The following is a 24,504-nucleotide window of genomic DNA, read 5'->3' on the forward strand; positions in this document are numbered from 1 at the left end:
GCCGGTTCCACTAACAGTGTCGGTCACTTTTCGATATAATCTATCGTAATGAAGTTGACTATCTGGAACTCTCTCGCATCGAAACTGCTGTTCTCCCTGGCGTTTTTCAGCCTGCTGCTGGTAAGCGGGCTGGCCTATGTCAACACGAAAATCGTCATCAGCGGCTACAAAAAACAGCTCCAGGAACTGGTGGAGCAGAAGATCGATTTCATGCTGCCCCAGCTCTCCGATGCCCTGCACAACGAGGAGTACCTTCTGGCGGAGGAGCAGCTCATCCGCCTGAGCTCCGCGCAGGTGATCAACGGGGTGCGGCTGCTCCGTAACCATGGCCGTCCCCTCGTCGTCGGCAGCTTCGGCTCTCCCCACCGTCTCTTCACACTGGCCCTTCCCGTCACCAATGTCAACGGCGAGATCATCGCCTCGATGGACGTCGCCGTCTCCGACCGGAACTTCCGCGCGATGATGGAGCAGTACTTCCAGTTTCTCGCCGCGATCATCGGCGGATACGTCCTGCTGGTCGTCCTGCTGCTGCGGCTGCTCTACCGGGCATTCATGCCGCTGCGCGAGCTGACCCGGAAACTGGAGGCTTTCGACCCGAGCCACCCGGTGCCGATCGAGCTGAAAAATACCAGCGGCAGCGAAATCGGCATGATCGCCGATGCGGCGAACAAGATGAGCGACAACATTATCCACCACGCCGACTTTATGAACGAGCTGCATAAAGAGATCGAAGAGGGGCGCCAACACCTCAAAGAAGCGCAGCAGATCGCCCGGATGGGGAGCTGGCGGATCGACACGCAGACGCACGACTGCAGCTTCAGTGACCAGATGTATGTGCTGCTGGGGATCCCGATGGACGGCATGCCGCTGACCTGGGATACGCTGCTCAACGTTATCGACCCCTCGCAGCGCCAATCGTTTATCCGCGCCCTTGAAAACACGGCCCAGACCCACACCCCGTTCCGCCTGATGCATAAAATCGTCAACGCCCACGGGGAGGCGATGCACGTGCTGACCGAGGGGAAACTGAGTCTGCGGCGCGACGGCAAGGCGTTTATTTCGGGGATCACGATGGATGTCAGCGAGCAGGCGGAGAGCCAGCAGATGATTGAAAAGCTCGCGTTCTACGATCCGCTCACCAACCTGCCGAACCGCGTCCTGATGCAGGACCGCCTGCAGAAATCGATCAAAGACGCCAACCGCCGGGGCGAAAAGCTGGGCGTCCTCTTCCTCGACCTCGACGGGTTCAAGAACGTCAACGACACCCTGGGACACACTCTGGGCGACCGCCTGCTCAAAGAGGTGGCGGAGCGCCTCAAACGCACCCTGCGCGATTCCGATACGATCTCGCGGATCGGCGGGGACGAGTTTATCGTCCTGCTGCCGCTCATCAACTCGGAGAAAGACATCACCATCGTCGCCAAGAAGATGATCGATGCCCTGCAGGAGCGCTGGGAGTTCGGGGACAAGGCGATCTTTACGACGACGAGTATCGGGGTGGCCATCTACCCGGATCACTCCGAGGACGCCGACACGCTGATCAAGTTCGCCGATACCGCCATGTACAAGGCGAAAGAGGACGGGCGTAACCGTTACCGGTTCTACGACAAAACGATGGGGGAGACGATCCGCAAAAAACTTCAGATCGAGCACGAAATGCGAGAGGCCATCGAGACGATGGAGCAGTTCGAACTCTACTACCAGCCGAAGATCTCCCTGCGGACCGGCGCCATCATCGGTGCGGAGGCGCTCATCCGCTGGAACCATCCGAAGGTCGGTACGGTCTACCCGGACGATTTCATCCCCGTCGCAGAGCATACGGGGATGATCATCAAGATCGGGGAGTGGGTCATGCACGAGGCGGCCCGCCGCATCGAACAGTGGCGTGCCGCAGGCATTGCACCGCTGAAACTGGCCGTCAACCTCTCCGGCCGCCAGTTCGGCAGCCCGCTGCTGCTGCACCAGATCCGTACCGTGCTGCAGCGCTATGACATCGAGCCGAAATACCTGGAGTTCGAGGTCACCGAGAGCGTCTCCATGATCAGTCTCACGGAAAGCCTGAAAGTCCTCCACCAGCTCCGTGATCTCGGGGTCGGCGTGAATATCGACGACTTCGGTACGGGCTACTCCTCCCTGGCCTACCTCAAACAGTTCCCGGTCGATACGCTCAAGATCGACAAGGCGTTTATTATGAATATGCTGGAGGATCAGGATGACCGCACCATCGTCGAATCGATCGTTTCACTGAGCAAGGCGATGGGGCTGAAGATCGTTGCGGAGGGGATCGAGAGTGCCGAGCATGTCCGTCTGCTCAAGAAGCTCGGCGTCGACTACGGCCAGGGCTACTTCTTCAGCCGGCCGGTACCGTTCGGCCAGCTTGACCGCATGTACCGCAACAATCTCGTCAAGATGAAGACGCTGCGCGAACCGGAAAAGAAGCAGGCCGTCTAGAGGCCCGGCAGGCGCGGGATCTTCCCGAGCTTGGTGTGGCGGCAGTACCAGCCCCACCCCTTTTTCATCCAGTGCCCCAGGACCGGCATCGGCATCATAAAGGCTTTTTTGTCGTCGCGGAAGACGAAGCCCGCGCCGGTACCCGTATCCATGACGCAGAGGATGTTGAGGTGCTCCTGGTACCCTTTGCGTTCCGCTTTCCCGGCGTCCCGCGCGGCGATATTGAAGGCGATGTTCTTGGCCATGACCTCGGCCACGTGTCCCTGCTTGGCCCGCCACTCCGGACCCTCCAGCGCCGCGACGTCTCCGGCGGCGTAGACGTTGCTGACTTCGCCGTCGATGATGACTTCGCTGTAGTCATTGATGGCGACGAAGCCGGCTTCGTTGGTCGGGAGGTCGGACGCCTTGATGACGCGGTGTCCGTCCCCGGCGGGAATGAACATCGTGAAGTCTGATTCCAGTTTACTGTCGTCTTCGAAGACGATGCCGTCCTCTTCAAAACGCTTGATCTTTTTGCCGAAGTGTTTGTTCAGGTCGGCCCGCTCGAACATCATGTCCATCATGTTAAGGGCTTTCTCGCCCATCCGCGCGCCCGGTTTGGGCATCGGGGCGAAAAAGGTCAGTTCGAAACGGTCGCGGATCCCCTTTTTCTTCAGGAGTTCGTGGAGGTTGAAAAAGAGCTCGAACCCGGGGCCGCCGCGTACGGCGGAGGTGTCTTTGGGGTTGCCCCCGAAGCCGAAGGCGACTTTGCCGCTTCCTTTGGCGACGAGGGCGTCGATCCGCTCCTTGATCCGCAGGGATTCGCGCGGGTCGCCGCAGATGGAGAGGGTGTTTTCGATCCCCGGGTGCTTCATCTTGTGCGCCCCGAGGGCGACGACGAGGTAATCATAATCGTCGATCACTTTGCCGGAGGCAAGGGTGACGCGGTTCGCCTTTACCTCGATTGATTCGACACCGTCCACGACCAGGGTAAAGCCGTGGGCATCCCGCAGCTCCTCCAGCGACACCTTGACATCGTCAAAGGAGGCCTCGCCCGTCGGGACCCAGATGGAGGTCGGATAGATGTAGAAATAATCCCGGTCGCTGACGAGCGTGACGTCATACCCTCTTTTGCGCAGATGCGCTGCCGTATCGACTCCTGCAAACCCGCCGCCAAGCACCAAAACCTTTTTCATCCTCTACTCCTATAAGCCAGTTTGATAATAATCATAATACAATGACGATAAAACCAAAATAAAATGCTAATTTATTCGTCTTTTTTCATAGCAAAACGGCAATTCTGACTTTTTGCGAAGATTTTACCAAGTGCCGGAGAGGCGATTAACTACGGAGCGTGGGGCACGTTGAAGGAACACTTTGGCATTATTGGGGCAAAAAAGGATGATGATGGCGAAGGAAGTTGCGCTCCTCGGGGGCGGGTGTTTTTGGTGCATCGAGGCGGTGTACCGCCGTGTCAAAGGGGTCAGCAGCGCCGTCAGCGGTTACGCGGGCGGCCAGATGGATAATCCCGATTACCGTTCGGTCTGCAGCGGGACGACGGGCCATGCGGAAGTGGTCGAGGTTACCTTTGATCCCGACGTTATTTCGTTCGGGGAGATTCTCGATATCTTCTGGGTGATCCACGACCCGACGACGCTGAACCGCCAGGGGGCGGACATGGGGACCCAGTACCGCTCGGTGATCTACTATCACGACGATGCGCAGAAAGCGGAAGCCGAAGAGGCCATCGCGGAAGCGCAGGAAAGTTTTTCCGACCCGATCGTGACGGAACTCTCCCCGGCGCCGACCTTCTATCCGGCGGAAGTGTACCACCAGAACTATTTCAATCTTAACCCCGAGCAGGGCTACTGCCAGGCGGTGATCGCGCCGAAGGTACAGAAGTTTATGCGGACGTTCCGGGAGAAGCTCGATGTTTGAGGCCGGTTTTCTGGGGACGCGGGCCCTCTGGTTCATGGATGTCGTTACCCTCTGGTTCGCGGCACTGCCGTTTCTGATGGGCGGGGCGATCTATCTGGCCATGCGCAAACGTGAGCGTGCCCATAAACGCGCACAGACGCTCCTTTTTGCGGTCACGCTGGCCATGGTCGTACTCTTCGAGGTCGGCGTGCGCTTTACCGGCGGGTTCATCGCGTATGCGGAAGAGAGCGTGGTGGAGTTCTCTTCGCTGGCGGCGTTCCTCGCGGTCCACGTACTGATCGCCGTTGCTGCCGTGGCCGGGTGGGCATGGCTGCTGATCGACGCTTTGCGAAGCTACGGCAACAGTACGACCGTGGCCGCTACGCACAAACGCAACGGTATGGTTGTGTTTGCAGGGATGACCGTCACGTCGCTGATGGGCGTGGCGATCTACGGTATGCTCTTTATGCTCTAGCGATGTGTTTCGTCGTTTTCATCGTCGTCGGGGCGTTTGCCCTCTCTCTCTGGACGCACGGGCAGCTGCTTTACGCGGCGGCCGCCGGGACCGTCTCGCTCTTTTTTCTCTTTTTTTCGGTCCGGAAAATCATCAAAAACGGTCCCTGCCTTTTCGGCAAACGCAGAGACTGTTAGCCGTCAGAGCCGTCCCTGCTTGACGAGGGAGAGGACCATCGCCAATGAATAGCCGTCGTTTTCATATCCGTCCTCGATGCAGGATTCGCATTTGTTCCCCATTTCGCACTCGCTGTTATTGACCATCTCGTCCATGCTTTGCCAGCCGTGCTTTTTAATGCACTCGGCGATCGTTTTCATATCCATCGAATTACAGATGCAGATCATACGGTCGGTATCGATCATGCTTGCTCCTTTGCCAGTTGTTTTGCGAGGGTAATGCAGGACGCGACGGTCGGTTCGGGGGCGATATGCACCGTTCTGCCGGGAAGGCTGCTCTGCGTCGTACGGCCGATCGCGACGAGTGTCTGGGCCGGTGTCAGTGAAAAGCGGCTCTGGAAACATGCCAGGGCCGAGGGGGAGGTAAAGATCAGTACGCAGTCGTCGGGAATTGAGACGTCCAGTTTATCGGCCCGGCAGACGGTTTCATAGACCACGGCCTCTTCGACGGCGATCCCCTCCGAACGCAGCCGGGAAGCAAAATCCGATGCGACGGTTTTCGGACGGGCATAGAGCCAGCGCGAACGGGCGAAGCGTTCACGGATAAGGTCATAGAGCATCTCCCCGTACCCCTTGACCGTCTCGGCGACGGTACCGCCGAGCGCTACCGCGCGCTGCTGCGTCCCTTTGCCGACGCAGAGCACCGGCAGCGTTTTCCATTCCGGCGCGATCTTCTCAAGGGCGTCGACGCCGTTTTTCGAGGTAAAGATGATGCCGTCGATGCGCGAGAGATCGACTTTAGGCTGCAGCCATTCCGTTTCGAGGATCGGCAGATGGATAACGTCGGGATCTGTAGAAGGTGTTACGGAGAGAAGATAGATGGGCCGTATTGTCATAGAAGGATTATAACCAACTCCCGGTGGATGACGGGAGAAGGAGACGCTTTGAATGAAGGTAGGGAAAGTATAGTAAAGAAAAGTTACTAAACTGTTAACGCTTTTTACTTTTTGGCGTTTGTTTGGCACGCCGGGCAGACACCCCGCAGCACGATGTCGCTGCTCTGGATGCTGTAGCCGCTGACGGTTTCGGCGTGCGCCCTGATCTGCTCCGTATCGAAGGAAAAATCCTCGATCTTCCCGCATTCACTGCAGTGCAGGTGCAGGTGCGGCTCTTTGCGGATCTCGAAAACACTCTTGCTCTCGGGGACTTTGACCTCTTCGAGGAGCCCGTTTTCCGTCATTATGGCAATATTCTTGTACACCGTCGCCAGCGAAACGTTCGGATACGCTTCTTTTACCTCCTGGTAAAGCATATCGATGTTCAGGTGGCCGAAGGTGTTGAGGCTTTCGACGATCTTGAGCCGCTGCGGGGTCACCTTGAGATGGTGGTTTCGCAGGTTCGTGGCTATGAGTTCTTTATTCATAGTAGCATTAAAGCACCAAAAAGGTAAAAGTCGAAATAATAGTAGAAGGAAGGCGGGGTTTATTATTTTCCATTAAGTAAGAGTAGTTTGTTTATTTAAGGAAAAAAATTATCGTTTACAGGTAGAATTTCCCCATTACATGAAATGAAGAGCCTCTGTTTTATCGCAGAGGATTTTATCAAAGGAGAGAAAATGTTCAAAAAAATTGCGTTGACAGCATGTGTCCTGGTATCCGCCGTATCCGCGGAAACGCTGACCGATCAGGCCAAAGCGATGGGCCTCGCCCCGATCCCGAAAAATACGTCCGAACTCTACAAGCTGATCGATAACCCGAAGAACCCGATGAATGCCCAGAAGGTCGAGCTCGGAAAGCAGCTCTTTTTCGATCCGCGTCTTTCAAAGAGCGAGATCATCAGCTGTAACACCTGCCACAACCTCGCCACCGGCGGTGTGGACGGTGTACCTGCGGCGATCGGACACAACTGGGCGCACAACCCCCACCACCTGAACTCTCCGTCGGTCTACAACGCCGTATTCGCTGAAAAGCAGTTCTGGGACGGACGCAGTCCGGACCTCGAAGACCAGGCGCAGGGACCGATGCAGGCAGCCCCGGAGATGGCGGCCAAACCTGAACATGTCGCCGCCGTCGTCAACTCGATCCCGGCATATGTCGCGGCATTCCGCCACGCCTACAATGACCAGGCGATGGTCCCGACCTTCAAGGACATCGCGGACGTCATCGCCTCCTTCGAACGCACGCTGGTCACGCCGTCACGCTTCGACGAGTACCTGCGCGGCTGCGACAAAGCGCTTTCCAAAGAGGAGAAAGCCGGTCTGCAGACCTTCATTGACAAAGGGTGTGCAAGCTGTCACACAGGCGTCGCGGTCGGCGGCGGGATGCAGCCCTTCCCGCTGATGGGCAAGTTCAAGTATATGGGTGTGGGCGACTTCAAGGGCGATGCGAACGGCATGGTCAAGGTCCCGACACTGCGTAACGTCGAAGAGACGGCGCCTTACTTCCACAACGGTACGGTCTGGAGCCTCAAAGAGGCGATCAAGATCATGGGCGAGACCCAGCTCGGCGTGAAACTGACCGACAAAGAGACGGAGAGCATCGAGACCTTCCTCAAAGCCCTGACGGGTGAGAAACCGGTCGTCGAGTACCCGGTCCTGCCGGCCCGCACGGCCGAAACTCCGCTGCCGGATTCCGGCAAGTAACCCCCTAGCGGCCGGCCAGCGCCAGCCGCACCATCAACTCCCCCTTCTCTTCATAGACATCAAGCTGCGCGTTGAGTGCAAGACGCCGTCTGCGGATAATCCCCTCCATCGTATGAAACACATGAAAATACTCCGGCGTGAACGGGGTCTGGATATAGCGCAGCCGTTTGGCGGCGGCCAGGGTCACGAGGGCGCCGACCGCACTGTAGTAGAGGCTTTTGTTGACGGTGCGCTGCAGCCGGTAGTCGCGCATCAGCATCAGGTTGGTGCGCAGCGCGGAGCGCGCTTCGGGTGAGCGTTGCAGAGCGCTCTCCGCCCGGCGGAGTTCGTCGTCCAGCATGGCCGCTTTTTTGCGCTGCTGTTCCTCGGCCTCTGTCAGGGCCGTCGGGCAGTGCGACGCAATGATGCGAAGGAGCTCCTCGTCGCTGTAGTGATGCCGGTCGGGCGTATAGGTGTAGTTTTGCGACGAGGTGTAGTCATGGTCGAGGGCCCGCAGCAGAGAGACGGTCATGGGGATATAGAGGTATTTGTCCTCTTTCTTCCTGTCGAAGACAATGCCGCTGTGGGAGATGAGCGGTTTTGGGCCGGCGTAGGTTAATTGCATCCTCTCTCCTTGGAGCGCGTTGGCAGTAGTGTACCACTCCTCGGTAACGGTTCGTGCTGCACGGCGCTACTGAAACCCGGGATTGTCGTCGATGACGCTGTGCAGGGTCTCCAGAAAGCGGGAGGGAGGTCTGCCTCCGACAACCTGCTCAATGATCTCGTCTTTTTCGGCATCGAGGAAGGTAAAAACAGGGCTGGCGGTGACCCGGTACTTCTTCGGGAGGCTCTCATGGTCGTTCCAGATATCGGCGGCGATAAAGTGGGCTTCGAGGTAGGCGGCGACGTCCGGGTCCGTGAAGACATCCTCACGCATGAAGCGGCGGACTTTGCACTGGGGTCGGGTCAGGAAGAGCATCAGCGGCTTGTGCGCCCTTTGCGCCGCCGCAACGGCCTCGTCATAACGGGTTAACCACGTGATATCGGCGTGCAGGGTGCCGAAAAAGAGGCATAGGGCAGAAAGCATCAGGCGCATGGAAAAGCTCCTCCGAAAACACCCATTATAGCAAAGGGCGCATCGCCGCGCTGTACAACTTTACGTCAGATGAAGGTGACACCCTCCGGCGCGCTGCCGCTGAAATACGCCATCAGTGCTTGACGGTCGACGGCATGGTCCGTGCCGCGGTAGAGATTGGATTCCAGCAGTGTCAGGGCTGCATCAACCGCTTCGGCACTCCCTTTGAGCGGCAGGAGCAGTTCAAAGAGGGCGCGGTCGCTTTTGGCCGCTCTGATCCGCTTGGCCATCGGCGGGAGCTCTCTATTTCCCGGAAGGCGGTCGCGGCCGCGCAGCATCAGCAGCCAGAGTGAGAGGATGCCGGCGGCGGCCCCGGCGGCGAAGATGCCCAGGGCTTCATAGAGGCCGAATCGTCCGTTCCCGGAAGCGGCCGGTTCCGCTGCCGTTGCAACAGGTATGGCGCTTTCGACATGGGGAGCCGCTTGGACCGCTGCCGCCGGCAACGCTGTCGCACCCTTGACCTTGATGAAATAGGAGTCGGTCTGCAGTCGTGCCGGCCGGGCCGTTTTCGCGTCGAAATAGCGGAACGCCTGCGGGGTGATGGTGAGGTCACGCTCGGGGATGATGGCGATGGTCTGGTCGAAGGTGCCGAAGTACCGGCCGTCTTTGAGCGTGCTTGTCGTTTTCGGGTCGTTGGCGTAGACGATGGCGTGTTCAAAGCGGGGTTCGAATTTGGGAATGTCCTCGACGTTGCCGTTGCCTTCGATATGGATATGGAAGTTGACGGGCTTATTCGCATCTACGGTCGTTTTGTCGACGTCGGAGCGCATCGTGAAACGGCCGTAGACCTCAAGCCCTTCCGGCAGGGGCGAGACATGCAGGGTCGCCGGTTCGGAGTAGACTTTGCGGTACTGCATACGGGCGGAACCGAAAAAGGGGTCGTTGAAGAAGGGATCGTTCATCACCCCGCCGCGCTGGGCCGTGACCCGGGTGCCGATCTGGGCGAAGATGGCGGGGATTTCAAGGTCGCCGCTTTGCTGCGGGAAGAGCAGGTAGCGGTAGGTCTGGGTGATGTACCCCGCGCTGTCGGCGGCACGTTCGGCCTGGGTATTGATGCGCTTGATCCAGAAGTGCTCGAGCGTCGGTTCGCTGATACGGATGTCGTCGATACGCTCCCCGGGAAGGTATTTGAAGACGAGGTCGAGTTCGACCGGTTCGCCGACATAGGCCTTCTCCTTGGAGAGGCGCAGGAGCATCTGCACCGGCGCTCCCTGCGGCGCGGCCTGGGGTGAGACGACCTTGACATGCAGGGGGAGGGTGTGCTCGACCGTGCCGTCAACGGTGACATCAATAGCGGGGATGGCGACATCCTCCGTCGGGGTAAAGACGAGCCGCTGTTCGATGGCGCGGGTCGTACGGCCGTTGATGATAGAGATATTCCTGCTCGTACCGCGGCTCTGGATGGGGTAGCCGGCGATCTCGGACAGCGCCGGGAAGCGGATATCGTCCCCGGTGGCGCTGAGGGTCAGGGTGACCGGGTCGCCGCGGGTAACGGCGGGGTTGTCGACGGTGGCGGTCACCGCCGCAAACAGCGGCAGCCCTACGAGCAACAGTGCCAGGATCTTACCAAGGGGTCGTTTCGTCATCATGGGGCTCTCCTTTGCCGGATAATGGGATCATCAATGTTTTGATGCCGCGCTTGTCGAGCATCTGGTTGTATTTGCGTTCTTCCATATCGCTGATAGGGTCGGCCATGGCGGCCTGCTGGTCCTGCGCATCGGGCGCATTGGGGGTTTCCGGTGCTTCTTCGGGCTGCCTGTCAGCCTCTTGCTGCTGTTCATCCTGCCGGCCATCTTGCTGTTTGGCTTCCTGCTGCGGTTTGTCACGTTCCCCATGCTCTTGTTTTTCCTGATCCTGCTGCTTCTGTTCCTCTTTTTGCTGCCGATCTTCACCTTTGGAGCCGCCGTCCTGGCTCTTTTGGTCCTTGTTTTCTTGATCACCCTGTTGCTTCTGCTTGTTTTGCTGCTGATCATTCTGTTGGGACTGATTCTGGTCGTTCTGATTGTTTTGGTCGTCTTTTTTTTGCTCTTTCTGTTTTTTCAGCAGGTCGAGGTTGTACTGCGTATCGTCGTCCTTGCCCAGCTTCAGCGCCTCTTCGTAGGCCTTGATCGCCTCGTCGGTTTTGCCGAGGTTCGCGAGGCTGTTCCCGAGGTTGTGCAGCGCTTTTTGTCTGAGCTCCGGGGCACGGATCTGCGTAAAGATGTCTGCGGCCTCTTTATACTTCTGCTGTTTATAGAGGGCGTCGCCGTAGTTGAAGCGGGCGGCGTCGTTCTTTTCCCGCAGCGCACCGTACCCTTCGGCTGCCGCGGCGTAATCGCCGCCGTTGTAGGCCGATGCGGCGTTGGAGAGGGTATGGAAATCCGTCACCCCCGCATGGAGCAGCCCTGCGGCGAGGCAGGGCAGAAGGTGTCTAAGCATGGCGTCTCCTTCGCTGCGGCAGGGAGTAGAGTGCCATCAGCAGCAGGAGAACGCCGCCGCCCAGCGGCCAGACGAAGAGCTCCTGCACGTCGCGGATAACGTCGCTCTTTTCCCTGCGCGGGGTGAAGTGGGCTTTCAGCGCATCGGCAAGGGCCTCGATGTCGTTGTGCTTGAGCGAGTAGGGCAGATAGGCCCCGCCGCTTTGCAGGGCGAGGGCCTTGACACTGTCGTTGCGCCGGACGACGACGATATCGCCGTGCTTATCCGTCATGGCCCCCTGTGCGGTCGGGATGACCCCGCCCTTCTCCGTGCCGATGTTATAGAGAAAGACGACGATGTTGTGGGCCCTGGCGTAGGCGATCTCCTCATCGAAATCGCTGCCGTCCCCGCCGTCGGTAAAGAGGAGCAGTGCTTTTTTGTCGCTCCCTTCCAGCAGGGTGTCGGTCTGCTGCAGGGCCTGGAGCAGGTCGGTGCCGCGTAGGCTGATGGAGTCGGTGTTCATGTTTGAGACGAGATAGCGCAGGGTCGCAAAATCCTCGGTCAGCGGCGAGACCATGAAGGCGCGGGCGCTGAACCCGATCACCCCGATGCGGGTACCGTTGACATCGCCGAGCAGGTCGTCGAATTTCCGTTTGGCCAGGGCGAGACGGCTGGGGTAGATGTCGTTGGCGAACATGGAGCGGGAGATGTCGAACCCGACGATGAGGTCGATCGTACTGCGCTGGACCCTGATCTCGCCGTTGTCGACGACCGGCCGGGCGAGGGCGGTGATGAAGAGGGCCGCGGCGGTGAGCAGCAGGGCGCTGCGCAGCCACTGCGGCACGGTGGAGGTGCGCTGCATCAGAAGCTTCAGGACCTCCGGGGCGAAGGTGTTCCGGGCCGCTTTGCGCGGCGTGAACAGTAGCAGCGCCAGCGGGACGAGGACGATCAGTAAGAAAAGCAGGTGCGGCTGTTCAAAGTGCATGGCCTCTCCTTCGCATGACGGCATAAAGCACGAGCAGCAGCAGCGCCGCGCCGAGCGGGTACTGGAAGTAGTAATGCTTCTTGACGTACTTGTCCGCCTTGATCTCGCTCTTCTCCAGGGTGTCGATTTCGTCGTAGATCCACTGAAGCCGTTCGACGCTGCCCGCCTCGTAGAACTTTCCGCCTGTCTCCCGGGCGATTTTCTGGAGTACCTCAGGGTCGTAGTCCCCCCGGCCGCCGACGCCGATGACGTAGACCTTGATGCCGTGCTTGACGGCGCTCTGGATGGCGACGTCGACGGGGACCTGTGAGGTGTTGTCCAGCCCGTCGGTGAGCAAAATGGCGATCTTCTCCTTGGCGTCGGAGCTCTTGAAGAGCTTCGTGCTCATGAAGAGTGCCTCGTAGAGCGCCGTGCGCTGCATGCCGGCGATGCCGACGTCGACCTTGGAGAGCAGCTGTTTCAGGCTCTGCTTGTCGTAGGTCAGCGGCATGGCGACATAGGCGAAGTCGGCAAAAAGGGTGAGGGCGAGCTTGTCGTGTTCGCGTTTGTCGATGAAATCAAGCACGATTTTCTTGACGATGCCGAACTTGTCCATCTGCCGCATGGAGCCGCTGGCGTCGAGGACGAGGGAGAGTTCGTACCCCTTGTCGTCGCTGATGACGACCTCGTTCTGGCGGATCGGCGAGGCGAGAGCGAGGGCGAGCAGAGTGAAGATGAGGAGTTTAATCCCCCGTGTCATCCAGCCGCTGCGGGCGGAGAGGGTACGCAGCAGCGCAGTGTCGGGGAAGAGCATCTGCTGCGTCTTCGCCCGGCAGAGGGTTTCGCAGAGCAAAAAGAGGGCGATCAGCCCCAGCGCCCAGGGGGACTCCAGCGTCCACTCACCCACGGCGCGCCTCCTTGATGAAATCGCGCAGCCTGGCTTCGAGCGCTGTGTCCAGGGCGGGCACGCTCTTTTGGTACTTGTAGGGTTCAAGCTCCGCGAGCAGTGCCCTGAAACTGCTTTCCGTCTCCGGCGTCGCTACAAAGTGCCCCAGCAGGCTGAAATCGTAGACGGCACTTTTCGTGTCGCTGAAATCCAGTGCCTGCAGCCGTTTCAACGCCTCGGCACGTTTGGGGTCGCCCCCTTTGCGGCGCCGTTGGAGCAGCCAGTACCCGAGGAGTGCCAGCAGTAAAAGTGCGGCTGCGACGAGAGCGAGGAGCAGCCAGAGCGAATGGTCGGGCACGGCGACAATCGGCTTGATGTCTTTGAGCGGCAGGGTCTGTTCGGGCATCGCCTACCTCCGGAACAGCGCGGAGAGCTTTACGAAGGGCTCTTCGTCGGTGTAGAGTTTCGTCGCGGTGATGCGGTGGGCTGCGAGGTGCTCGACGAGGGCCTTGTCCCGCACCTCCAGTGCGTCACGGTAGCGTGCGGCGAGGCCGGGGGAGAGCTCCAGGGTCGTGCCCTCCATGCTCTGGGCGTCGAGCAGGCCGATCTCGCCGGCAAGCGCGGGGTTCTCCTCGAAGCGGTCGCGGACGATGACGGCGTAGACTTCGTGGCGGGCGAGCAGCGAGAGGTCGATGCCGCCGCCGTAGAAGTCGCCGATGAGGAAGATGAGCGACCGCTGGCGGACACGGCCGTTGAGGTAGTCGACCAGCGCGGTGAAATCAACGCGCTTGCCCAGCGGGTCGCGGCCCAGCACCTCGGGGATCGTCACATGAAGCGAACCCAGGGCGCGGGTCGGCGGCAGGAAGAACTCCTCCTTGTCACTGAAGACGAGGGTGGAGACCCGGTCGTCGTTCTTGAGCGCCGAGTAGGAGATGAGCGAGAGGGCTTCGGCCATCACCTCCTGCTTGAAACGCTGCGAGCCGAAAAAGATGCTGCCGCTCTCGAGGAAGACACAGACGATGTTGAGTTCGCGCTCCTCGTTGAAGACATTTACGAAGGGGCGCTGCTCCCTTGCGGTCACCTTCCAGTTGAGGGTACGTACGTCATCGCCGATGGTGTACTCTTTGAGCTCGGCGAAGTCCAGGCCGTTGCCCGCGAAAATGCTGGGGTTGCCCCCGGCGTTGCTGCCGAAGATGTTGCGGCGGGTGCGGATCAGGATCTCTTCGCTCTTGTGCGCCAGCACTCTCAGGCCTTAGGGGAGCTTGATCGTCTGCATGATCGTGCCGATAAGATCGTCGGCGGTGACGCCGGCGGCTTCGGCACGGTAGTTCAGTACCATGCGGTGGCGCAGGACGCCCCGGACCGTGTCGGCGACGTCCAGCGGGGTGACGAAGTCGTTGCCGCGGAGGTAGGCGCGGGCTTTGGCGGCCTTGTAGAGGTTGATGGAGGCACGGGGGCTCGCGCCGTACTCGAGGTACTGCGCGATCTCACCGACCCCGTACTTCTCCGGCTCACGGGTGGCGAAGATGATCTTCATCATGTAGCGGGTGACGGCTTCGTCGATATGGACGCTCTGCACCTCGTCGCGCATGGCGAGGATGTCGTCGGCGCCGGCGACCTGCATGATCGTCCCGACGCTCCGGTTGGCGATGCGGTCGACGATCTGCATCTCCTCTTCGAAGCTGTTGTAGTCGACGAGGACCTTGAGCATGAAGCGGTCGAGCTGCGCTTCGGGAAGGCGGTAGGTCCCCTCCTGTTCGACTGGGTTCTGGGTCGCGAGGACGAGGAAGGGGTCGCTCAGTTTGAAGGTCTCGTCCCCGATGGTGATCTGGTGCTCCTGCATCACCTCCAGCAGCGCCGACTGCACCTTTGCCGGGGCGCGGTTGATCTCGTCGGCAAGCAACAGGTGGGTGAAGGCGGGGCCCATCTTGACCTTGAAGGCGCCGTTTCGCTGGTCGTACATTTCGGTTCCGACGATGTCGCTGGGGAGCAGGTCGGGGGTGAACTGTACCCGCTTGAAGCCCAGACCGAGCGCCTTGGCCAGGGAGTTGATGGCCGTCGTCTTCGCCAGTCCCGGCACCCCCTCGACGAGAATGTGCCCGTCGGTGATAAGGCCGATCAGCAGCGCGTCGATCAGCGCCTCCTGCCCGACCATCACCTTGGCGATCTCGGTCTTGATGGCGTGGATTTTCTCGTTCATTCTACCCATCCTCGAAACTTAAGATATGCAATCATATTCGTGGGGGGTAAATCGGGTGTAAATCCACATATAACAATTGGTAAATCGTGGCTGCAGTGTTGCGCGGCGTAGCAGGCCTGTGCCGCCTCTCAGGCGATGAGGCTCCGCTTGCCGCTGTCGGCGAGGCTCAGCCACGCGGGGAGCATCAGGAGGTCGATGAGGACGGCGATCACCAGCGCCGACGCCGTGACGATCCCGAAGTTGACGTTGGGGACAAAGTCGCTCAGCGCGAAGATCATAAAGGCGGCGCTGAGGATGAGGGTGGTAAAGACGATCGCCTTGCCCGCATAGTGGTAGACGTAGGCGAGCGCGGCTTCGAGGCTTTCGCCCTCCCGGCGCGCTTCGCGGTACTTGACGAGGAAGTGGATGGTGTCGTCCACCGCAACGCCGATAATGATGGCCCCGGAGACCGCGACGCCGAGGTCGATGGTGATCCCAAGCCACCCCATGACCCCGACGACGAGGGCGATGGGCAGGACGTTGGGGATGATAAAGAGCGGGATCATGCGCAGGTTGCGGAAGATCAGCAGCATCATCAGCGAGACCGCCGCGATGGCCAGCAGGATCGACTCGACCAGCGTGTCGGTGACGTCGTGCTGCATATGTGCGAACATCGCCGCCTGCCCGTTGACTCTGGCGGGATAGGGCGTCTGTGTCCACCACGCTTCGACCCACCGCATCATCTCCAGGTCCAGGGAGGTGTCGACGATGTCCACCGACGCAGTGACCCGCAGCTGCCGTTCGTCGACGTCCATACGGTCGTTGATCTCCATCCCCTGGGGCAGGGAGAGGGAATAGAGCAGCAGGTACTGGGCGATCAGGTTCCGCTCTGCGGGGATGGTCGGGCTGCCGTTCATGACGTCGTTGAACTTTTCGACGACGTCGACGAGGGAAGTGGTGTGGCGCACCGCGGGGTACTGCGCTTTGAACGCGTCGGTGAAGCGGGCCACCGTCTGCATGAATTCGGGGGACTTGATGCCGTCCTTCTCCCCCGAATCGACGACGACCTCGTAGGCCATCGGACCGGTGAGGTGGCGCTGCACGAAGGTCACCGTCTCCCGGAAGGGGACGTGCTCTTTGAAGTAGCGCACCGTGTTCGAATCGACCTTCACCCAGGCGATCCCGATGCCGATCAGCGTAAAGAGCATGAGGCTGCCGAGAAGGATGCCGCGGTCGTGGCGCATGACGAAACGGGCGCTGCCAAGTGAGAACGCGTCATGGCTTTCGGACTCTTCCTCTTCGCTCTGTGCCACTTTCGGGTTGAGGATCGCCAGCATGGCCGGCACGAAGAGGATCGTCAGCACGAAGGCGAGCAGCGCCGCCGTCGCCGTTGCGATGCCCAGCGTCTTGACGGGAATGACGTCGCTGACCGCCAGGGAGGCGAACCCGACGGCGGTCGTCAAGGAGGTCAGCAGGGTCGGCAGGAGGTTCTTGCGCACGCTGAAGCGGATGGCGTCCCGGTTGGCCATGCCCCGCCGCCGGCCGACGAGGTAGATCCAGAAGAGATGCATGGCGTCGGCGATTCCGATGGCGACGACGAAGACGGGGAGGTTGGCGGTGAAGTTGTTGAGCCGGTAGCCCAGCAGCACCTGGACCGCCAGGACGATGAGGAAGGTGAAGATGACGACGGAGAGGCTCAGCAGCATCCCCGAGGGGCGGCGGAAAATGAACCAGAGCAGCACCATCGCGATCAGCAGAACGAAGGGGGTGAAGACCTTGACGTCATGTTCGCCCAGGTGGATGAAGGCCATGTTGAGAATCGGACCGCCGCCGAGGTGGAAGGTGTAGCCGCTGGCAGACTCCCTGGCCACGATCGCCTCTGCCGCTGCCTTGAGCCGGGCCGAGACCTCCGGATCGTCCCCGGCCTTGGGGGTGAGGCGCGCCGCGATCATCGTCGTTTTCATGTCTGAGCTGACGATCCGCCCCACGATCATCTCCTCGCCCGCGGCGATGCGCGCCTTATCGGCCAGCTGTTCGGGGGAGAGGGCGGCGGGGTCGTCGATGAAGTCCTCCACGATGACGTCGTCGGGATACGCCGGGTCGCTGTGCACATACTGGTAGTTGGTCAGGGAGTCGACCCGGGCGATATCCGTCGTTTGCCAGAGTGCTTCTGTGATCCTCTCGACGACACCCAGCGCTTCGGGGTTGAAAACGCCCTTATCGTCACGGAACATGATGAGCAGGGCATCGTCGTTGCCGAAGACGGAACGGAAGTCGTCATACTGCCTGAGGATGGGGGACTCCTCGCCGAACCAGATGCGGTAGCTCCCCTCGAACTGCAGGTAGCGCAGCTGCGAGGCTAGGGCCAGGGTGATAAGAGGGATCAGCAGCGCGGCCCACCAGCGAAACCGGATGATGCCGTCAACGAATCGGTCGATATTCATAGAGCGTCCTTATGTCAGTTTACGAAAATGCCGAAAGCATTTTTGTGCTTTAGTGCCATAGCGGCAAGCGTAGATGGATGGGACTTTCGAGGAAACATCGCATAGTCGAGCGGTACCCTTGTTTTGTTCCAGACATCGTTCAAAAGTAATACCCGAACTTGGCGGTGATGCTTTGAAAGCGGCCGAGCATATGGAAGGCCGTCATCGTGTTTTTGGAGGGTTCGATGTAGCGGTAGTCGACGTTGAGCTTGAAACTGTCGAAGAGGCGGGTCTCATACTCGGCGTAGTAGCTCTGCTCGTCGTATTCTAAATCCGCGACTACCCCGCCGACGAGCGACGCGCTGTTGACATCGTTCAGGCTGATGCGCAGGCCGAGAAAGAGGTCGTTTTGGAAGACTTCGAAGAGGTCCAGGTCCGTGTACTTGCCCTTTTCCGTCGTCTCGTAGCGGTAGTACTCCGCCAGCAGGCCGAGGTCCGCTTCCCCGTACACCTGCACGACGGTGTGTTCCATCCCGGCGGCAACGTGGTAGTAGTCGGAGATGCGGTCATCGTCGATGACGTCGGCGAAGAGCGCTTCGAGCTTGAAGAGGGTGTCGCCGACGACGAGGGTGTCGTAGGTCATCGCCTTGTTGACGCGGTAGGCGTGTTCGGCCAGGGGAACAGTGTAGGTATAGGTGATGAGATCTATCGGCGTAATGACGGGGTCGCCCGCCAGGAAGTAGCGCTGCGAATCGTAGCCGCGCTGCAGGATCACGGCATAATCAAGGGGGTACTCCGTCTCCGTCGAACCGCCCAGGCGGAGGTAGTAGGTCGGGAGGGTGTCCGACTCGCTGGTCTGCAGCGCCGCGTCATAGCGGACTTCGGGGGGGAAGAAGTAGAAAGCGTAGGGGGCCTTGGCCATCTTCTGCTCCTCTTCGGCGAACTTGACGATGAGGGAGAGCGACCCGGTGTCCGTGTAGTGGGTCAGCGCCGCGTTCCAGACGCCGATCTTGTCCTCCTCGAAGAGGCCGTTTCGCAGGTCCACGGGGTTGAAACCGTCGACAATGTTGCGCACCTCGAGCGCCCCCCAGAAGCGCAGGCTGCGCCCCGCCATCAGCTGGTTGTCACCCAGGTCCAACGTGCCGTAGAATTCGTCGACCCGGAGGAAACTCCGGCCCGTCTGCTCCTCCTTTGCCTGCAGGTCATAATAATCCTGCTGGGCGTTGATCCGCGTCACCGCGCGGAAATCCTCATAGGTGTATTCGGCTTCAAAGGAACCCATCAGGGTGGCAGCATTTTCGTGTTTGCCCGGTTGATGGTTGAGAAAGGCGTCGCCCTGCAGGCTGACATTGCCGCGGATGTCGATGTCCGCCAGGAGCGGAAGGGTCATGAGCAGGGGCAACAGCCGTTTCACTGTTTGAGGACCCGTTGGTGGAAATCTTTGTCCGTCAGACCGGTCCCGATCTTCTCATTTTCCCAGACGAGGATCGTTTGCTTGTCGTTTTGGTGGTTGGTCATGACGATCCTGCCGATGCGCCATACACCGCCTACGTTGCGGTAGTCGCTGAAGCGTGCGGTCTTCAGCAGCGCTTTCTTGCGATCGTAGTAGTCCACCTGTACGATGACGAATGTCTCCGTATCGATCCAGCTGACCTGTTTCGTATAGCCGGAGTCCTTCTCTTTGGGGATGCGGACGGTCTTGTAATAGGATTTCCCCTCGAGCTCTACCGTCTCCGCGTCGCCTTCGTAAGTGTACTTCTCGATGTTGAAGGCGCCGAGGTCCTCGTAGCTGAATTCGCTTCCCATGAAGGAGCCCGACTTGTTGCGCGACGCGATCCGCTTGACCCGCTTGAGGGCGGGGAGGTAGAGCCACTGGTCGTCGTCACGGTCGAAATGTTCGTAGTTGAGGAATTTGGTCCCCTTGACGTCTGCGGGGGTGAGGAACTCCATCAGCGATTTGTCCCCCGCTTTGCCTTCGAGGACCTTCATCAGCATCGTGCGGTCGCGGGTCTGGCCGTTGGCGTTGATCAGCGTCATTTTCATTTCGCTGACGGCATCGTGGAAGCCGCTCAGTGCGGCATCGGTTTTCTGTGCGAGCTCGTAGGCGCTGATCGCCCAGGCATTCAGCGAAAAGAGCAGCAGGAGCGGTAACCATTTTTGCATGGGGGTAGCCTCCGTCATCGGGTGATGTTGACAATGTTAACATAGTGATGTGACACTTGTCAACACCAAAGAGGATTTTGTTATACTTTTGAAATGAATCAGGATGAAAAGCGGCCGTACCACCACGGCAATCTCAAAGAATCGGCCATTGAAACCGCCCTCGAGATGCTCGAGAACGAAGGCCTGGAGGCGATTACCCTGCGGGAACTCTCCTCGCGCATCGGGGCGTCGCGGACGGCGATCTACCGCCACTTCGAGAATAAAGAGGCGCTGATCCGTGAGGTGATCCTGGCCGGTTTCGAGCGTTTTGACGCCTTTTTCATCGATATCTTCGCACGGACGGATGCGGATGTGCTGGCCCGTTTCACGATGATGGGGCGCGCCTACCTTGCCTTTGCCGTCAACAACCCGCAGCTCTACCGGGTGCTTTTCGGCCCGACGGTCCGCCAGGAGCGCGAAGAGGTCTGCGACCTCGAGGATGCGGAGAAGGCGACGGGGTTCCACGCACTGGTGCATCTCATCGAAGTGGGGCAGCACGAAGGGGTGTTTAAAAAGGGCGATCCTTTCCTGTTGGCGGCGACGGTCTGGTCGACGGTGCACGGCCTTGCCTCGCTGATCATCGACGGACACCTGGTGATCAGCGACAACATCGACGCGATCTTTGAGACCGGGAACCGAACGCTGCTCGAGGGGCTGAAATCGTAAAAACAGGATGCATCGGCACCGTTCCGTGCTACACTGTTGCTACGTTCAGGGTTTACAATGTACTCAAACCGAAAGCGGCAAAGGAGAAGCCATGACGCTGATCGATATTTTTACGGACCATATCGTTAACTGCAAAAGCCTCAAGGATTATGTCGAGATCCGCAAAACCATTCACGAACGGGGTGAATTCAATGATCAGACGCTGATCCAGGCCGAAGAGGACCTGCAGCGGCTGCGCAGGGAAAACCCGGAGGTCTACGCGGGGATGTATGAGGTCCTCTATGAGATCATGCGCCGCGACGAGGGACACTATTACGAATACCCCATCAACTTCATCCGCCAGATCCTGCGTATCTACCAGGAGGGGATCCCGGCTGAGAAGGTCCTCGAAGCGTACCGCAAGGAACTCGACCACCACTACCGCGACGCCTGCTAAGCGCGTCGGTCCTCAAAAAAACAGTTCAAAAGATCATCAAAGCCGGAAAAAGCGGCGGGAGACCCCGCCGTACAGGTTAGAAGCGCACTGAAGTGTAGCGTGACGTGCGGGCAGGAACGTTCTGTACTGCGGTACCGACAGCGGTCATTTCCCATCCAAGACCCAGGCTCGGCAGACGGTAGTAGAACAGATTCATGATCACTCCTTTAAGTTGAACAAAACCATTGTAAAAAGCAAACGTAGCATCGGCGTAGCAAAATGAAAAAAAATGTAGATTTTTTTCGCGAGGAAGGAATTGACGGCGTCTGAGCCCGCCCACACGGTCTGCAAAGGGACAAAAACACCCCGAAAAGTATCACAAATGTATCACTTTATTCATGTAATCTTCATCTTCGGCCGTCATAGTGGTTGGATCATTTCACCACAAGGAACCAAGATGAAAGCAACTTCTCTTGCATTATCAACGCTTGCCGCCGGCCTGATCTTCGCCGCCTGCGGCAGCGCAGGCAGCAGCAGCGACAGGGCGACGACAAGTATTACCGGTACCGTTCCGGGCACCCTGATCGAAGCCTTCTGCGAAGACGGCAGCTATTACGCGGTCAACTCCAATGACAACGGCACGAGCGAACACCCCTTCGAGATCGAAGTGCCCCAAGATACCAGCTGCCGCCTGGTGATGACGACCAACGAGAACACGCCGGACGCCTCCGTCGTGACGCTGCTGACGCTTAACGGCAGCACCCTCTTCGAAGTGAACGCGAGCGCGATCGACCTGGGCTATATCGCTCTGCCGATGGAGCGTACCGGCTATGATGACGATAACAACGGTATCTCTGACGATCTCTTCAATATCGTGACCCCTGAAGGTGCCGTGATCTCCGTCGAACTCAGCGACGACCCGATGGACAGCGACCATGACGGTGTTATCGACCTCTACGACGACGATGACGACAACGACGGCATCAAGGATGACGTGGATACGGACGATGACGGCGACGATATTCCCGACAGCGAGGACGAAGACAGCATCAACGACTTCGACCACGACGGTATCAACAACGATGCCGATATCGACGACGACAACGATGAGAGTGTTGACGCCGAAGACAGCGACGACGATAACGACGGTATCGATGATGATGCGGACAGCGACGATGACAATGACGGCATCGACGACAGTGAAGACGCGGACCAGCTCAACGATACAGACCATGACGGCATGACCGATGAATACGACGACGATGACGACAACGACGGTATCAACGATGACGAGGATACGGATGACGACGGTGACGGCATCGAGGACGATGACAACAACGAAAGTGATGGCCAGGAAGTGACCCTCGCCTAACCCTCATCGGCAGCTCTCCGCTGCCGGCTGCTACACACCCTTTTCCTCTGAATCCACCTTTTCTTTCTTCCGAAGATCATCTATATGCATACAATGATAATGCCCGGCGGCACAAAACCTGCCGGCTGTTTTTACAGCAGGGAGCGTCTGAATTTGAGGATGCTCAGCCCGATAAAGAGCACGGCGAAGCCACCGAGTGCCGCAAAAGAGGGCCAGAGGTCGGCGATAAGGGTGTGTTTGATGAGCAGGCCACGGATGATCTCGACAAAATAGGTAAAAGGGATGGCGTAGCAGAGCGGCCGGATGTAGTCGGGGACGGCTTCGAGCGGGAAGATGAGGCCGCTGAGCATCACGGAAGGGATAATGATGAAGATCGCGAGGAACATCGCCTGCTGCTGGGTCTGCGACACGAGTGAGATCAGCACCCCCAGCGCGATCATCACGGCGACATAGATGACGGCGAGCAGGGCGAGGTAGAGGTGCGACGTCGCCTCGGGCAGGTCGAAGAGCAGCCATCCCAGCCCCAGGATAAGGTAGAAGTCGATCAGCGCGATGAGGACGTAGGGGATGATCTTGCCGAAGACGAAGGCGCTTTTGCTGATGGGGGTGACGAGGAGCTGCTCCAGGGTCTGCTTCTCCCGTTCGCGCACGACGGTGATCCCGGTAAGAATAAGCGCGATCTGCATAATGAGCACCCCGATGATCCCCGGCAGGAAGAACCAGGTCTCTTTCTCGTCGGGGTTGAAGAGGACGACGGTATCCATGATGAAGGGTTCCGGCGCGATAACGGTCGGCGGGGCGTTCTCGTCGAGGAAATACATGTCGTTCGTCACTCCCTCGTCGGTGGCGGCGGAGGAGTTGTACTTCATCGCCGTCGTCAGCGAGGGCATCGTGCCGTCGACGTAGAAGGTGATGTGGGGCTGGCGGTTCTCGCTGAGGTCGGCGGAGAAGTTGCCGTCGATAAAGAGGCCGGCCTCGGACCGGCCCGAACGGATCTCCTCGATGATCGCCGCCTTGTCTGCGACCGGGTAGAGCTTGAAATAGCCGTCGCTCCAGAGCCCCGTTTTGATGAGGTTGCTGAAAAAAGAGCGGTCGTTGTCCACGTAGGCCATCGCCACGTTTTTGGGCTCGAGTTTGAGGGCGAGGCCGAAAAGCACGAGGAAGATGACCGGCATGACGACGATGAGGGCGATCAGCCTCGGGTCACGCCGCAGCTGGGTCAGCTCTTTCTTGATCATCGCCCCGACCATCAGTGCCGCTCCTGGGTGAGGGCCATGAAGACGTCCTCGAGGTTGGGTTCGGTTTCTACGATTTCAGCCTGCGGTGCGAAGGGCGCGATGAGTCCCGTAACGGCGTCTCGCTCCACCTCCGGCATCGTCATCAGGCGCAGTTCGCCGCCGAACTGGTTGACGAGGCGGATCCCCGGATGCTTTTCGGCGGCGGCGGTGAGGGCGGGGTCGTAGTCGACCCGCACGGCGAAAACGCGGACTTCCCCCAGTTCGGATTTGATGGACGCGGGTGCCCCTTCGGCGATCATCCGCCCGTGGTCGAGGATGGCGATGCGGTGGCAGCGCTGCGCCTCTTCCATGTAGTGGGTCGTGACAAAGAGGGTTTTCCCCGCGGCTGCCAGCGTATAGAAGTCGTCCCAGAGCTGTTTGCGGGTGACGGGGTCGATACCGGCCGTGGGCTCGTCGAGGAAAAGGACGTCGGGCTCGTGGGCCAGGGCGCAGGCGAGGGCAAGCCGCCGTTTCGTCCCGCCCGAGAGGGTCCCGGCGCGTTTGTCCCGGTAGGTCTCCAGGGCAAAACGCATCAGGAGGGCGTCGAGTCTTTCGCCGTCTTTGACGCCGTACATGCTGGCGTAGAAACGGAGGTTCTCGATGACGCTGAGCTCTTCATACTGCCCGAATGACTGTGCGACGTAGCCGAAGCGGCGTTTGGCCTTTTGCACGGGCTTCCCGTCGATACGGACCGTGCCGCCGTCGGGGGCGATCAGGCCGCAGAGCATCCGCATCGTCGTCGTTTTGCCCGCGGCGTTGGGGCCGAGCAGCCCGTAAATCTCCCCCCTGGGGATACGGAACCCGACATCCTCAACGGCCGGAGTACTGTTGAAACGTTTATACAGATGTTCGGCCTCGATCACGGTCCTGCTCCTTCGGAGGTGCTATCCGGTAGTATACATCACAATCGGCATATGGCAATTTGAACTAAGTTCATTTTTAGAAATAACATTCTAGTATTCAATACGATTTCGATAAAAAGGAACGGAAA

26 protein-coding genes are annotated in these 24,504 nt (G+C 59.3%); 8 read left to right on the forward strand and 18 right to left on the reverse strand.

Annotated features, from left to right (window positions below; translation table 11 throughout):
- Window positions 1-48: 48 nt before the first annotated feature.
- On the forward strand, window positions 49-2,451 hold the full coding sequence (locus WCX49_RS01315) for an EAL domain-containing protein (RefSeq protein ID WP_345985780.1): 2,403 nt from the start codon (window positions 49-51) through the stop codon (window positions 2,449-2,451).
- Here the strand turns inward: WCX49_RS01315 and WCX49_RS01320 are convergent.
- Window positions 2,448-3,626: an FAD-dependent oxidoreductase gene (locus tag WCX49_RS01320; protein WP_345985781.1), complete on the reverse strand. Its 1,179-nt coding sequence runs from the start codon at window positions 3,624-3,626 to the stop codon at window positions 2,448-2,450. The genes WCX49_RS01315 and WCX49_RS01320 overlap by 4 nt on opposite strands.
- A gap of 211 nt (window positions 3,627-3,837) precedes the next feature.
- On the opposite strand from WCX49_RS01320, the gene msrA reads away from it, so the two are divergent.
- Genes msrA through WCX49_RS01335 form a run of 3 tightly spaced genes read left to right on the forward strand, consistent with a single transcriptional unit; the run spans window position 3,838 to window position 4,998 of the window.
- On the forward strand, window positions 3,838-4,368 hold the full coding sequence (gene msrA / locus WCX49_RS01325) for a peptide-methionine (S)-S-oxide reductase MsrA (RefSeq protein WP_345985782.1): 531 nt from the start codon (window positions 3,838-3,840) through the stop codon (window positions 4,366-4,368).
- Window positions 4,361-4,822 (forward strand): DUF420 domain-containing protein, encoded by a 462-nt coding sequence (locus tag WCX49_RS01330; protein ID WP_345985783.1) that lies wholly within the window; start codon window positions 4,361-4,363, stop codon window positions 4,820-4,822. Before msrA ends, WCX49_RS01330 begins: the two co-directional genes overlap by 8 nt.
- 2 nt (window positions 4,823-4,824) lie before the next feature.
- Window positions 4,825-4,998, forward strand: a complete 174-nt coding sequence (locus tag WCX49_RS01335) for a hypothetical protein (RefSeq protein ID WP_345985784.1) — start codon at window positions 4,825-4,827, stop codon at window positions 4,996-4,998.
- Between the two features lie 3 nt (window positions 4,999-5,001).
- Here WCX49_RS01335 and WCX49_RS01340 read toward each other — a convergent pair whose 3' ends face one another.
- The 3 genes from WCX49_RS01340 to WCX49_RS01350 all read right to left on the reverse strand — a co-directional run bounded on the left by WCX49_RS01340 (window position 5,002) and on the right by WCX49_RS01350 (window position 6,400).
- A complete protein-coding gene (locus WCX49_RS01340; protein ID WP_345985785.1) occupies window positions 5,002-5,223 on the reverse strand; it encodes a hypothetical protein in 222 nt (73 codons plus the stop codon).
- Entirely contained in the window at window positions 5,220-5,873 is a 654-nt protein-coding gene (locus WCX49_RS01345) for a uroporphyrinogen-III synthase (RefSeq protein WP_345985786.1), read from the reverse strand. The genes WCX49_RS01340 and WCX49_RS01345 overlap by 4 nt, the downstream gene beginning before the upstream one ends.
- A gap of 104 nt (window positions 5,874-5,977) precedes the next feature.
- Window positions 5,978-6,400: a transcriptional repressor gene (locus tag WCX49_RS01350; protein ID WP_345985787.1), complete on the reverse strand. Its 423-nt coding sequence runs from the start codon at window positions 6,398-6,400 to the stop codon at window positions 5,978-5,980.
- A 192-nt stretch (window positions 6,401-6,592) separates the two neighbouring features.
- On the opposite strand from WCX49_RS01350, the gene WCX49_RS01355 reads away from it, so the two are divergent.
- A complete protein-coding gene (locus tag WCX49_RS01355; protein WP_345985788.1) occupies window positions 6,593-7,618 on the forward strand; it encodes a cytochrome-c peroxidase in 1,026 nt (341 codons plus the stop codon).
- A gap of 4 nt (window positions 7,619-7,622) precedes the next feature.
- Here the strand turns inward: WCX49_RS01355 and WCX49_RS01360 are convergent, their stop codons facing one another.
- From WCX49_RS01360 to WCX49_RS01415, 12 genes are all read right to left on the reverse strand, one after another.
- The gene (locus WCX49_RS01360) at window positions 7,623-8,222 is read right to left on the reverse strand and encodes a hypothetical protein (RefSeq protein WP_345985789.1); all 600 of its coding nucleotides are present in this window, start codon (window positions 8,220-8,222) and stop codon (window positions 7,623-7,625) included.
- 66 nt (window positions 8,223-8,288) lie between these two features.
- Window positions 8,289-8,693: a thioredoxin fold domain-containing protein gene (locus WCX49_RS01365; protein ID WP_345985790.1), complete on the reverse strand. Its 405-nt coding sequence runs from the start codon at window positions 8,691-8,693 to the stop codon at window positions 8,289-8,291.
- Between the two features lie 65 nt (window positions 8,694-8,758).
- A complete protein-coding gene (locus WCX49_RS01370; protein ID WP_345985791.1) occupies window positions 8,759-10,321 on the reverse strand; it encodes a BatD family protein in 1,563 nt (520 codons plus the stop codon).
- Entirely contained in the window at window positions 10,296-11,150 is an 855-nt protein-coding gene (locus WCX49_RS01375) for a tetratricopeptide repeat protein (protein WP_345985792.1), read from the reverse strand. Before WCX49_RS01375 ends, WCX49_RS01370 begins: the two co-directional genes overlap by 26 nt.
- Window positions 11,143-12,114: a VWA domain-containing protein gene (locus WCX49_RS01380; RefSeq protein ID WP_345985793.1), complete on the reverse strand. Its 972-nt coding sequence runs from the start codon at window positions 12,112-12,114 to the stop codon at window positions 11,143-11,145. Before WCX49_RS01380 ends, WCX49_RS01375 begins: the two co-directional genes overlap by 8 nt.
- Window positions 12,104-13,000: a VWA domain-containing protein gene (locus WCX49_RS01385; RefSeq protein WP_345985794.1), complete on the reverse strand. Its 897-nt coding sequence runs from the start codon at window positions 12,998-13,000 to the stop codon at window positions 12,104-12,106. The genes WCX49_RS01380 and WCX49_RS01385 overlap by 11 nt, the downstream gene beginning before the upstream one ends.
- Window positions 12,993-13,385: a hypothetical protein gene (locus tag WCX49_RS01390; protein WP_345985795.1), complete on the reverse strand. Its 393-nt coding sequence runs from the start codon at window positions 13,383-13,385 to the stop codon at window positions 12,993-12,995. The genes WCX49_RS01385 and WCX49_RS01390 overlap by 8 nt, the downstream gene beginning before the upstream one ends.
- Before the next feature lie 3 nt (window positions 13,386-13,388).
- Window positions 13,389-14,222 (reverse strand): DUF58 domain-containing protein, encoded by an 834-nt coding sequence (locus WCX49_RS01395; RefSeq protein WP_345985796.1) that lies wholly within the window; start codon window positions 14,220-14,222, stop codon window positions 13,389-13,391.
- A 9-nt stretch (window positions 14,223-14,231) separates the two neighbouring features.
- A complete protein-coding gene (locus WCX49_RS01400) occupies window positions 14,232-15,179 on the reverse strand; it encodes an AAA family ATPase (protein WP_345985797.1) in 948 nt (315 codons plus the stop codon).
- Between the two features lie 128 nt (window positions 15,180-15,307).
- Window positions 15,308-17,602, reverse strand: coding sequence for an MMPL family transporter (locus WCX49_RS01405; RefSeq protein WP_345985798.1), 2,295 nt, complete (start codon window positions 17,600-17,602; stop codon window positions 15,308-15,310).
- A 139-nt stretch (window positions 17,603-17,741) separates the two neighbouring features.
- Entirely contained in the window at window positions 17,742-18,995 is a 1,254-nt protein-coding gene (locus WCX49_RS01410) for a hypothetical protein (protein WP_345985799.1), read from the reverse strand.
- Window positions 18,992-19,744 carry an outer membrane lipoprotein-sorting protein gene (locus tag WCX49_RS01415; RefSeq protein ID WP_345985800.1) on the reverse strand — a complete coding sequence of 251 codons (753 nt, stop codon included), beginning with the start codon at window positions 19,742-19,744 and terminating at the stop codon, window positions 18,992-18,994. The genes WCX49_RS01410 and WCX49_RS01415 overlap by 4 nt, the downstream gene beginning before the upstream one ends.
- A 93-nt stretch (window positions 19,745-19,837) precedes the next feature.
- Here WCX49_RS01415 and WCX49_RS01420 point away from each other — a divergent pair, with 93 nt between their 5' ends.
- The 3 genes from WCX49_RS01420 (at window position 19,838) to WCX49_RS01430 (ending at window position 22,236) form a co-directional block, all read left to right on the forward strand.
- Complete coding sequence (locus tag WCX49_RS01420) at window positions 19,838-20,449, forward strand: TetR/AcrR family transcriptional regulator (RefSeq protein WP_345985801.1); 612 nt, start codon at window positions 19,838-19,840, stop codon at window positions 20,447-20,449.
- A gap of 91 nt (window positions 20,450-20,540) precedes the next feature.
- Window positions 20,541-20,885 carry a hypothetical protein gene (locus tag WCX49_RS01425; protein ID WP_345985802.1) on the forward strand — a complete coding sequence of 115 codons (345 nt, stop codon included), beginning with the start codon at window positions 20,541-20,543 and terminating at the stop codon, window positions 20,883-20,885.
- Between the two features lie 436 nt (window positions 20,886-21,321).
- Window positions 21,322-22,236 (forward strand): hypothetical protein, encoded by a 915-nt coding sequence (locus WCX49_RS01430; RefSeq protein WP_345985803.1) that lies wholly within the window; start codon window positions 21,322-21,324, stop codon window positions 22,234-22,236.
- 131 nt (window positions 22,237-22,367) lie between these two features.
- Here the strand turns inward: WCX49_RS01430 and WCX49_RS01435 are convergent, their stop codons facing one another.
- Both WCX49_RS01435 and WCX49_RS01440 read right to left on the reverse strand, forming a co-directional pair.
- Window positions 22,368-23,486, reverse strand: coding sequence for an ABC transporter permease (locus tag WCX49_RS01435; protein ID WP_345985804.1), 1,119 nt, complete (start codon window positions 23,484-23,486; stop codon window positions 22,368-22,370).
- Complete coding sequence (locus WCX49_RS01440) at window positions 23,486-24,376, reverse strand: ABC transporter ATP-binding protein (RefSeq protein WP_345985805.1); 891 nt, start codon at window positions 24,374-24,376, stop codon at window positions 23,486-23,488. Before WCX49_RS01440 ends, WCX49_RS01435 begins: the two co-directional genes overlap by 1 nt.
- Window positions 24,377-24,504: the final 128 nt, after the last annotated feature.

The organism is Sulfurimonas sp. HSL-1656 (genome assembly GCF_039645585.1).
Lineage (GTDB): Bacteria > Campylobacterota > Campylobacteria > Campylobacterales > Sulfurimonadaceae > Thiomicrolovo > Thiomicrolovo subterrani.

What these genes read in the sequence shown, in the direction of transcription:
- WCX49_RS01365 (WP_345985790.1), bottom strand. Translation starts at nt 8,693, where the DNA reads ATGCGCCTGATGCTTTCTGCCCTATGCCTCTTTTTCGGCACCCTGCAC.
- WCX49_RS01355 (WP_345985788.1), top strand. Translation starts at nt 6,593, where the DNA reads ATGTTCAAAAAAATTGCGTTGACAGCATGTGTCCTGGTATCCGCCGTA.
- WCX49_RS01405 (WP_345985798.1), bottom strand. Translation starts at nt 17,602, where the DNA reads ATGAATATCGACCGATTCGTTGACGGCATCATCCGGTTTCGCTGGTGG.
- WCX49_RS01425 (WP_345985802.1), top strand. Translation starts at nt 20,541, where the DNA reads ATGACGCTGATCGATATTTTTACGGACCATATCGTTAACTGCAAAAGC.
- WCX49_RS01345 (WP_345985786.1), bottom strand. Translation starts at nt 5,873, where the DNA reads ATGACAATACGGCCCATCTATCTTCTCTCCGTAACACCTTCTACAGAT.
- WCX49_RS01370 (WP_345985791.1), bottom strand. Translation starts at nt 10,321, where the DNA reads ATGATGACGAAACGACCCCTTGGTAAGATCCTGGCACTGTTGCTCGTA.
- WCX49_RS01435 (WP_345985804.1), bottom strand. Translation starts at nt 23,486, where the DNA reads ATGGTCGGGGCGATGATCAAGAAAGAGCTGACCCAGCTGCGGCGTGAC.
- WCX49_RS01330 (WP_345985783.1), top strand. Translation starts at nt 4,361, where the DNA reads ATGTTTGAGGCCGGTTTTCTGGGGACGCGGGCCCTCTGGTTCATGGAT.
- WCX49_RS01400 (WP_345985797.1), bottom strand. Translation starts at nt 15,179, where the DNA reads ATGAACGAGAAAATCCACGCCATCAAGACCGAGATCGCCAAGGTGATG.
- msrA (WP_345985782.1), top strand. Translation starts at nt 3,838, where the DNA reads ATGGCGAAGGAAGTTGCGCTCCTCGGGGGCGGGTGTTTTTGGTGCATC.
- WCX49_RS01340 (WP_345985785.1), bottom strand. Translation starts at nt 5,223, where the DNA reads ATGATCGATACCGACCGTATGATCTGCATCTGTAATTCGATGGATATG.
- WCX49_RS01390 (WP_345985795.1), bottom strand. Translation starts at nt 13,385, where the DNA reads ATGCCCGAACAGACCCTGCCGCTCAAAGACATCAAGCCGATTGTCGCC.
- WCX49_RS01415 (WP_345985800.1), bottom strand. Translation starts at nt 19,744, where the DNA reads ATGCAAAAATGGTTACCGCTCCTGCTGCTCTTTTCGCTGAATGCCTGG.
- WCX49_RS01375 (WP_345985792.1), bottom strand. Translation starts at nt 11,150, where the DNA reads ATGCTTAGACACCTTCTGCCCTGCCTCGCCGCAGGGCTGCTCCATGCG.
- WCX49_RS01350 (WP_345985787.1), bottom strand. Translation starts at nt 6,400, where the DNA reads ATGAATAAAGAACTCATAGCCACGAACCTGCGAAACCACCATCTCAAG.
- WCX49_RS01315 (WP_345985780.1), top strand. Translation starts at nt 49, where the DNA reads ATGAAGTTGACTATCTGGAACTCTCTCGCATCGAAACTGCTGTTCTCC.
- WCX49_RS01430 (WP_345985803.1), top strand. Translation starts at nt 21,322, where the DNA reads ATGAAAGCAACTTCTCTTGCATTATCAACGCTTGCCGCCGGCCTGATC.
- WCX49_RS01380 (WP_345985793.1), bottom strand. Translation starts at nt 12,114, where the DNA reads ATGCACTTTGAACAGCCGCACCTGCTTTTCTTACTGATCGTCCTCGTC.
- WCX49_RS01335 (WP_345985784.1), top strand. Translation starts at nt 4,825, where the DNA reads ATGTGTTTCGTCGTTTTCATCGTCGTCGGGGCGTTTGCCCTCTCTCTC.
- WCX49_RS01320 (WP_345985781.1), bottom strand. Translation starts at nt 3,626, where the DNA reads ATGAAAAAGGTTTTGGTGCTTGGCGGCGGGTTTGCAGGAGTCGATACG.
- WCX49_RS01360 (WP_345985789.1), bottom strand. Translation starts at nt 8,222, where the DNA reads ATGCAATTAACCTACGCCGGCCCAAAACCGCTCATCTCCCACAGCGGC.
- WCX49_RS01420 (WP_345985801.1), top strand. Translation starts at nt 19,838, where the DNA reads ATGAATCAGGATGAAAAGCGGCCGTACCACCACGGCAATCTCAAAGAA.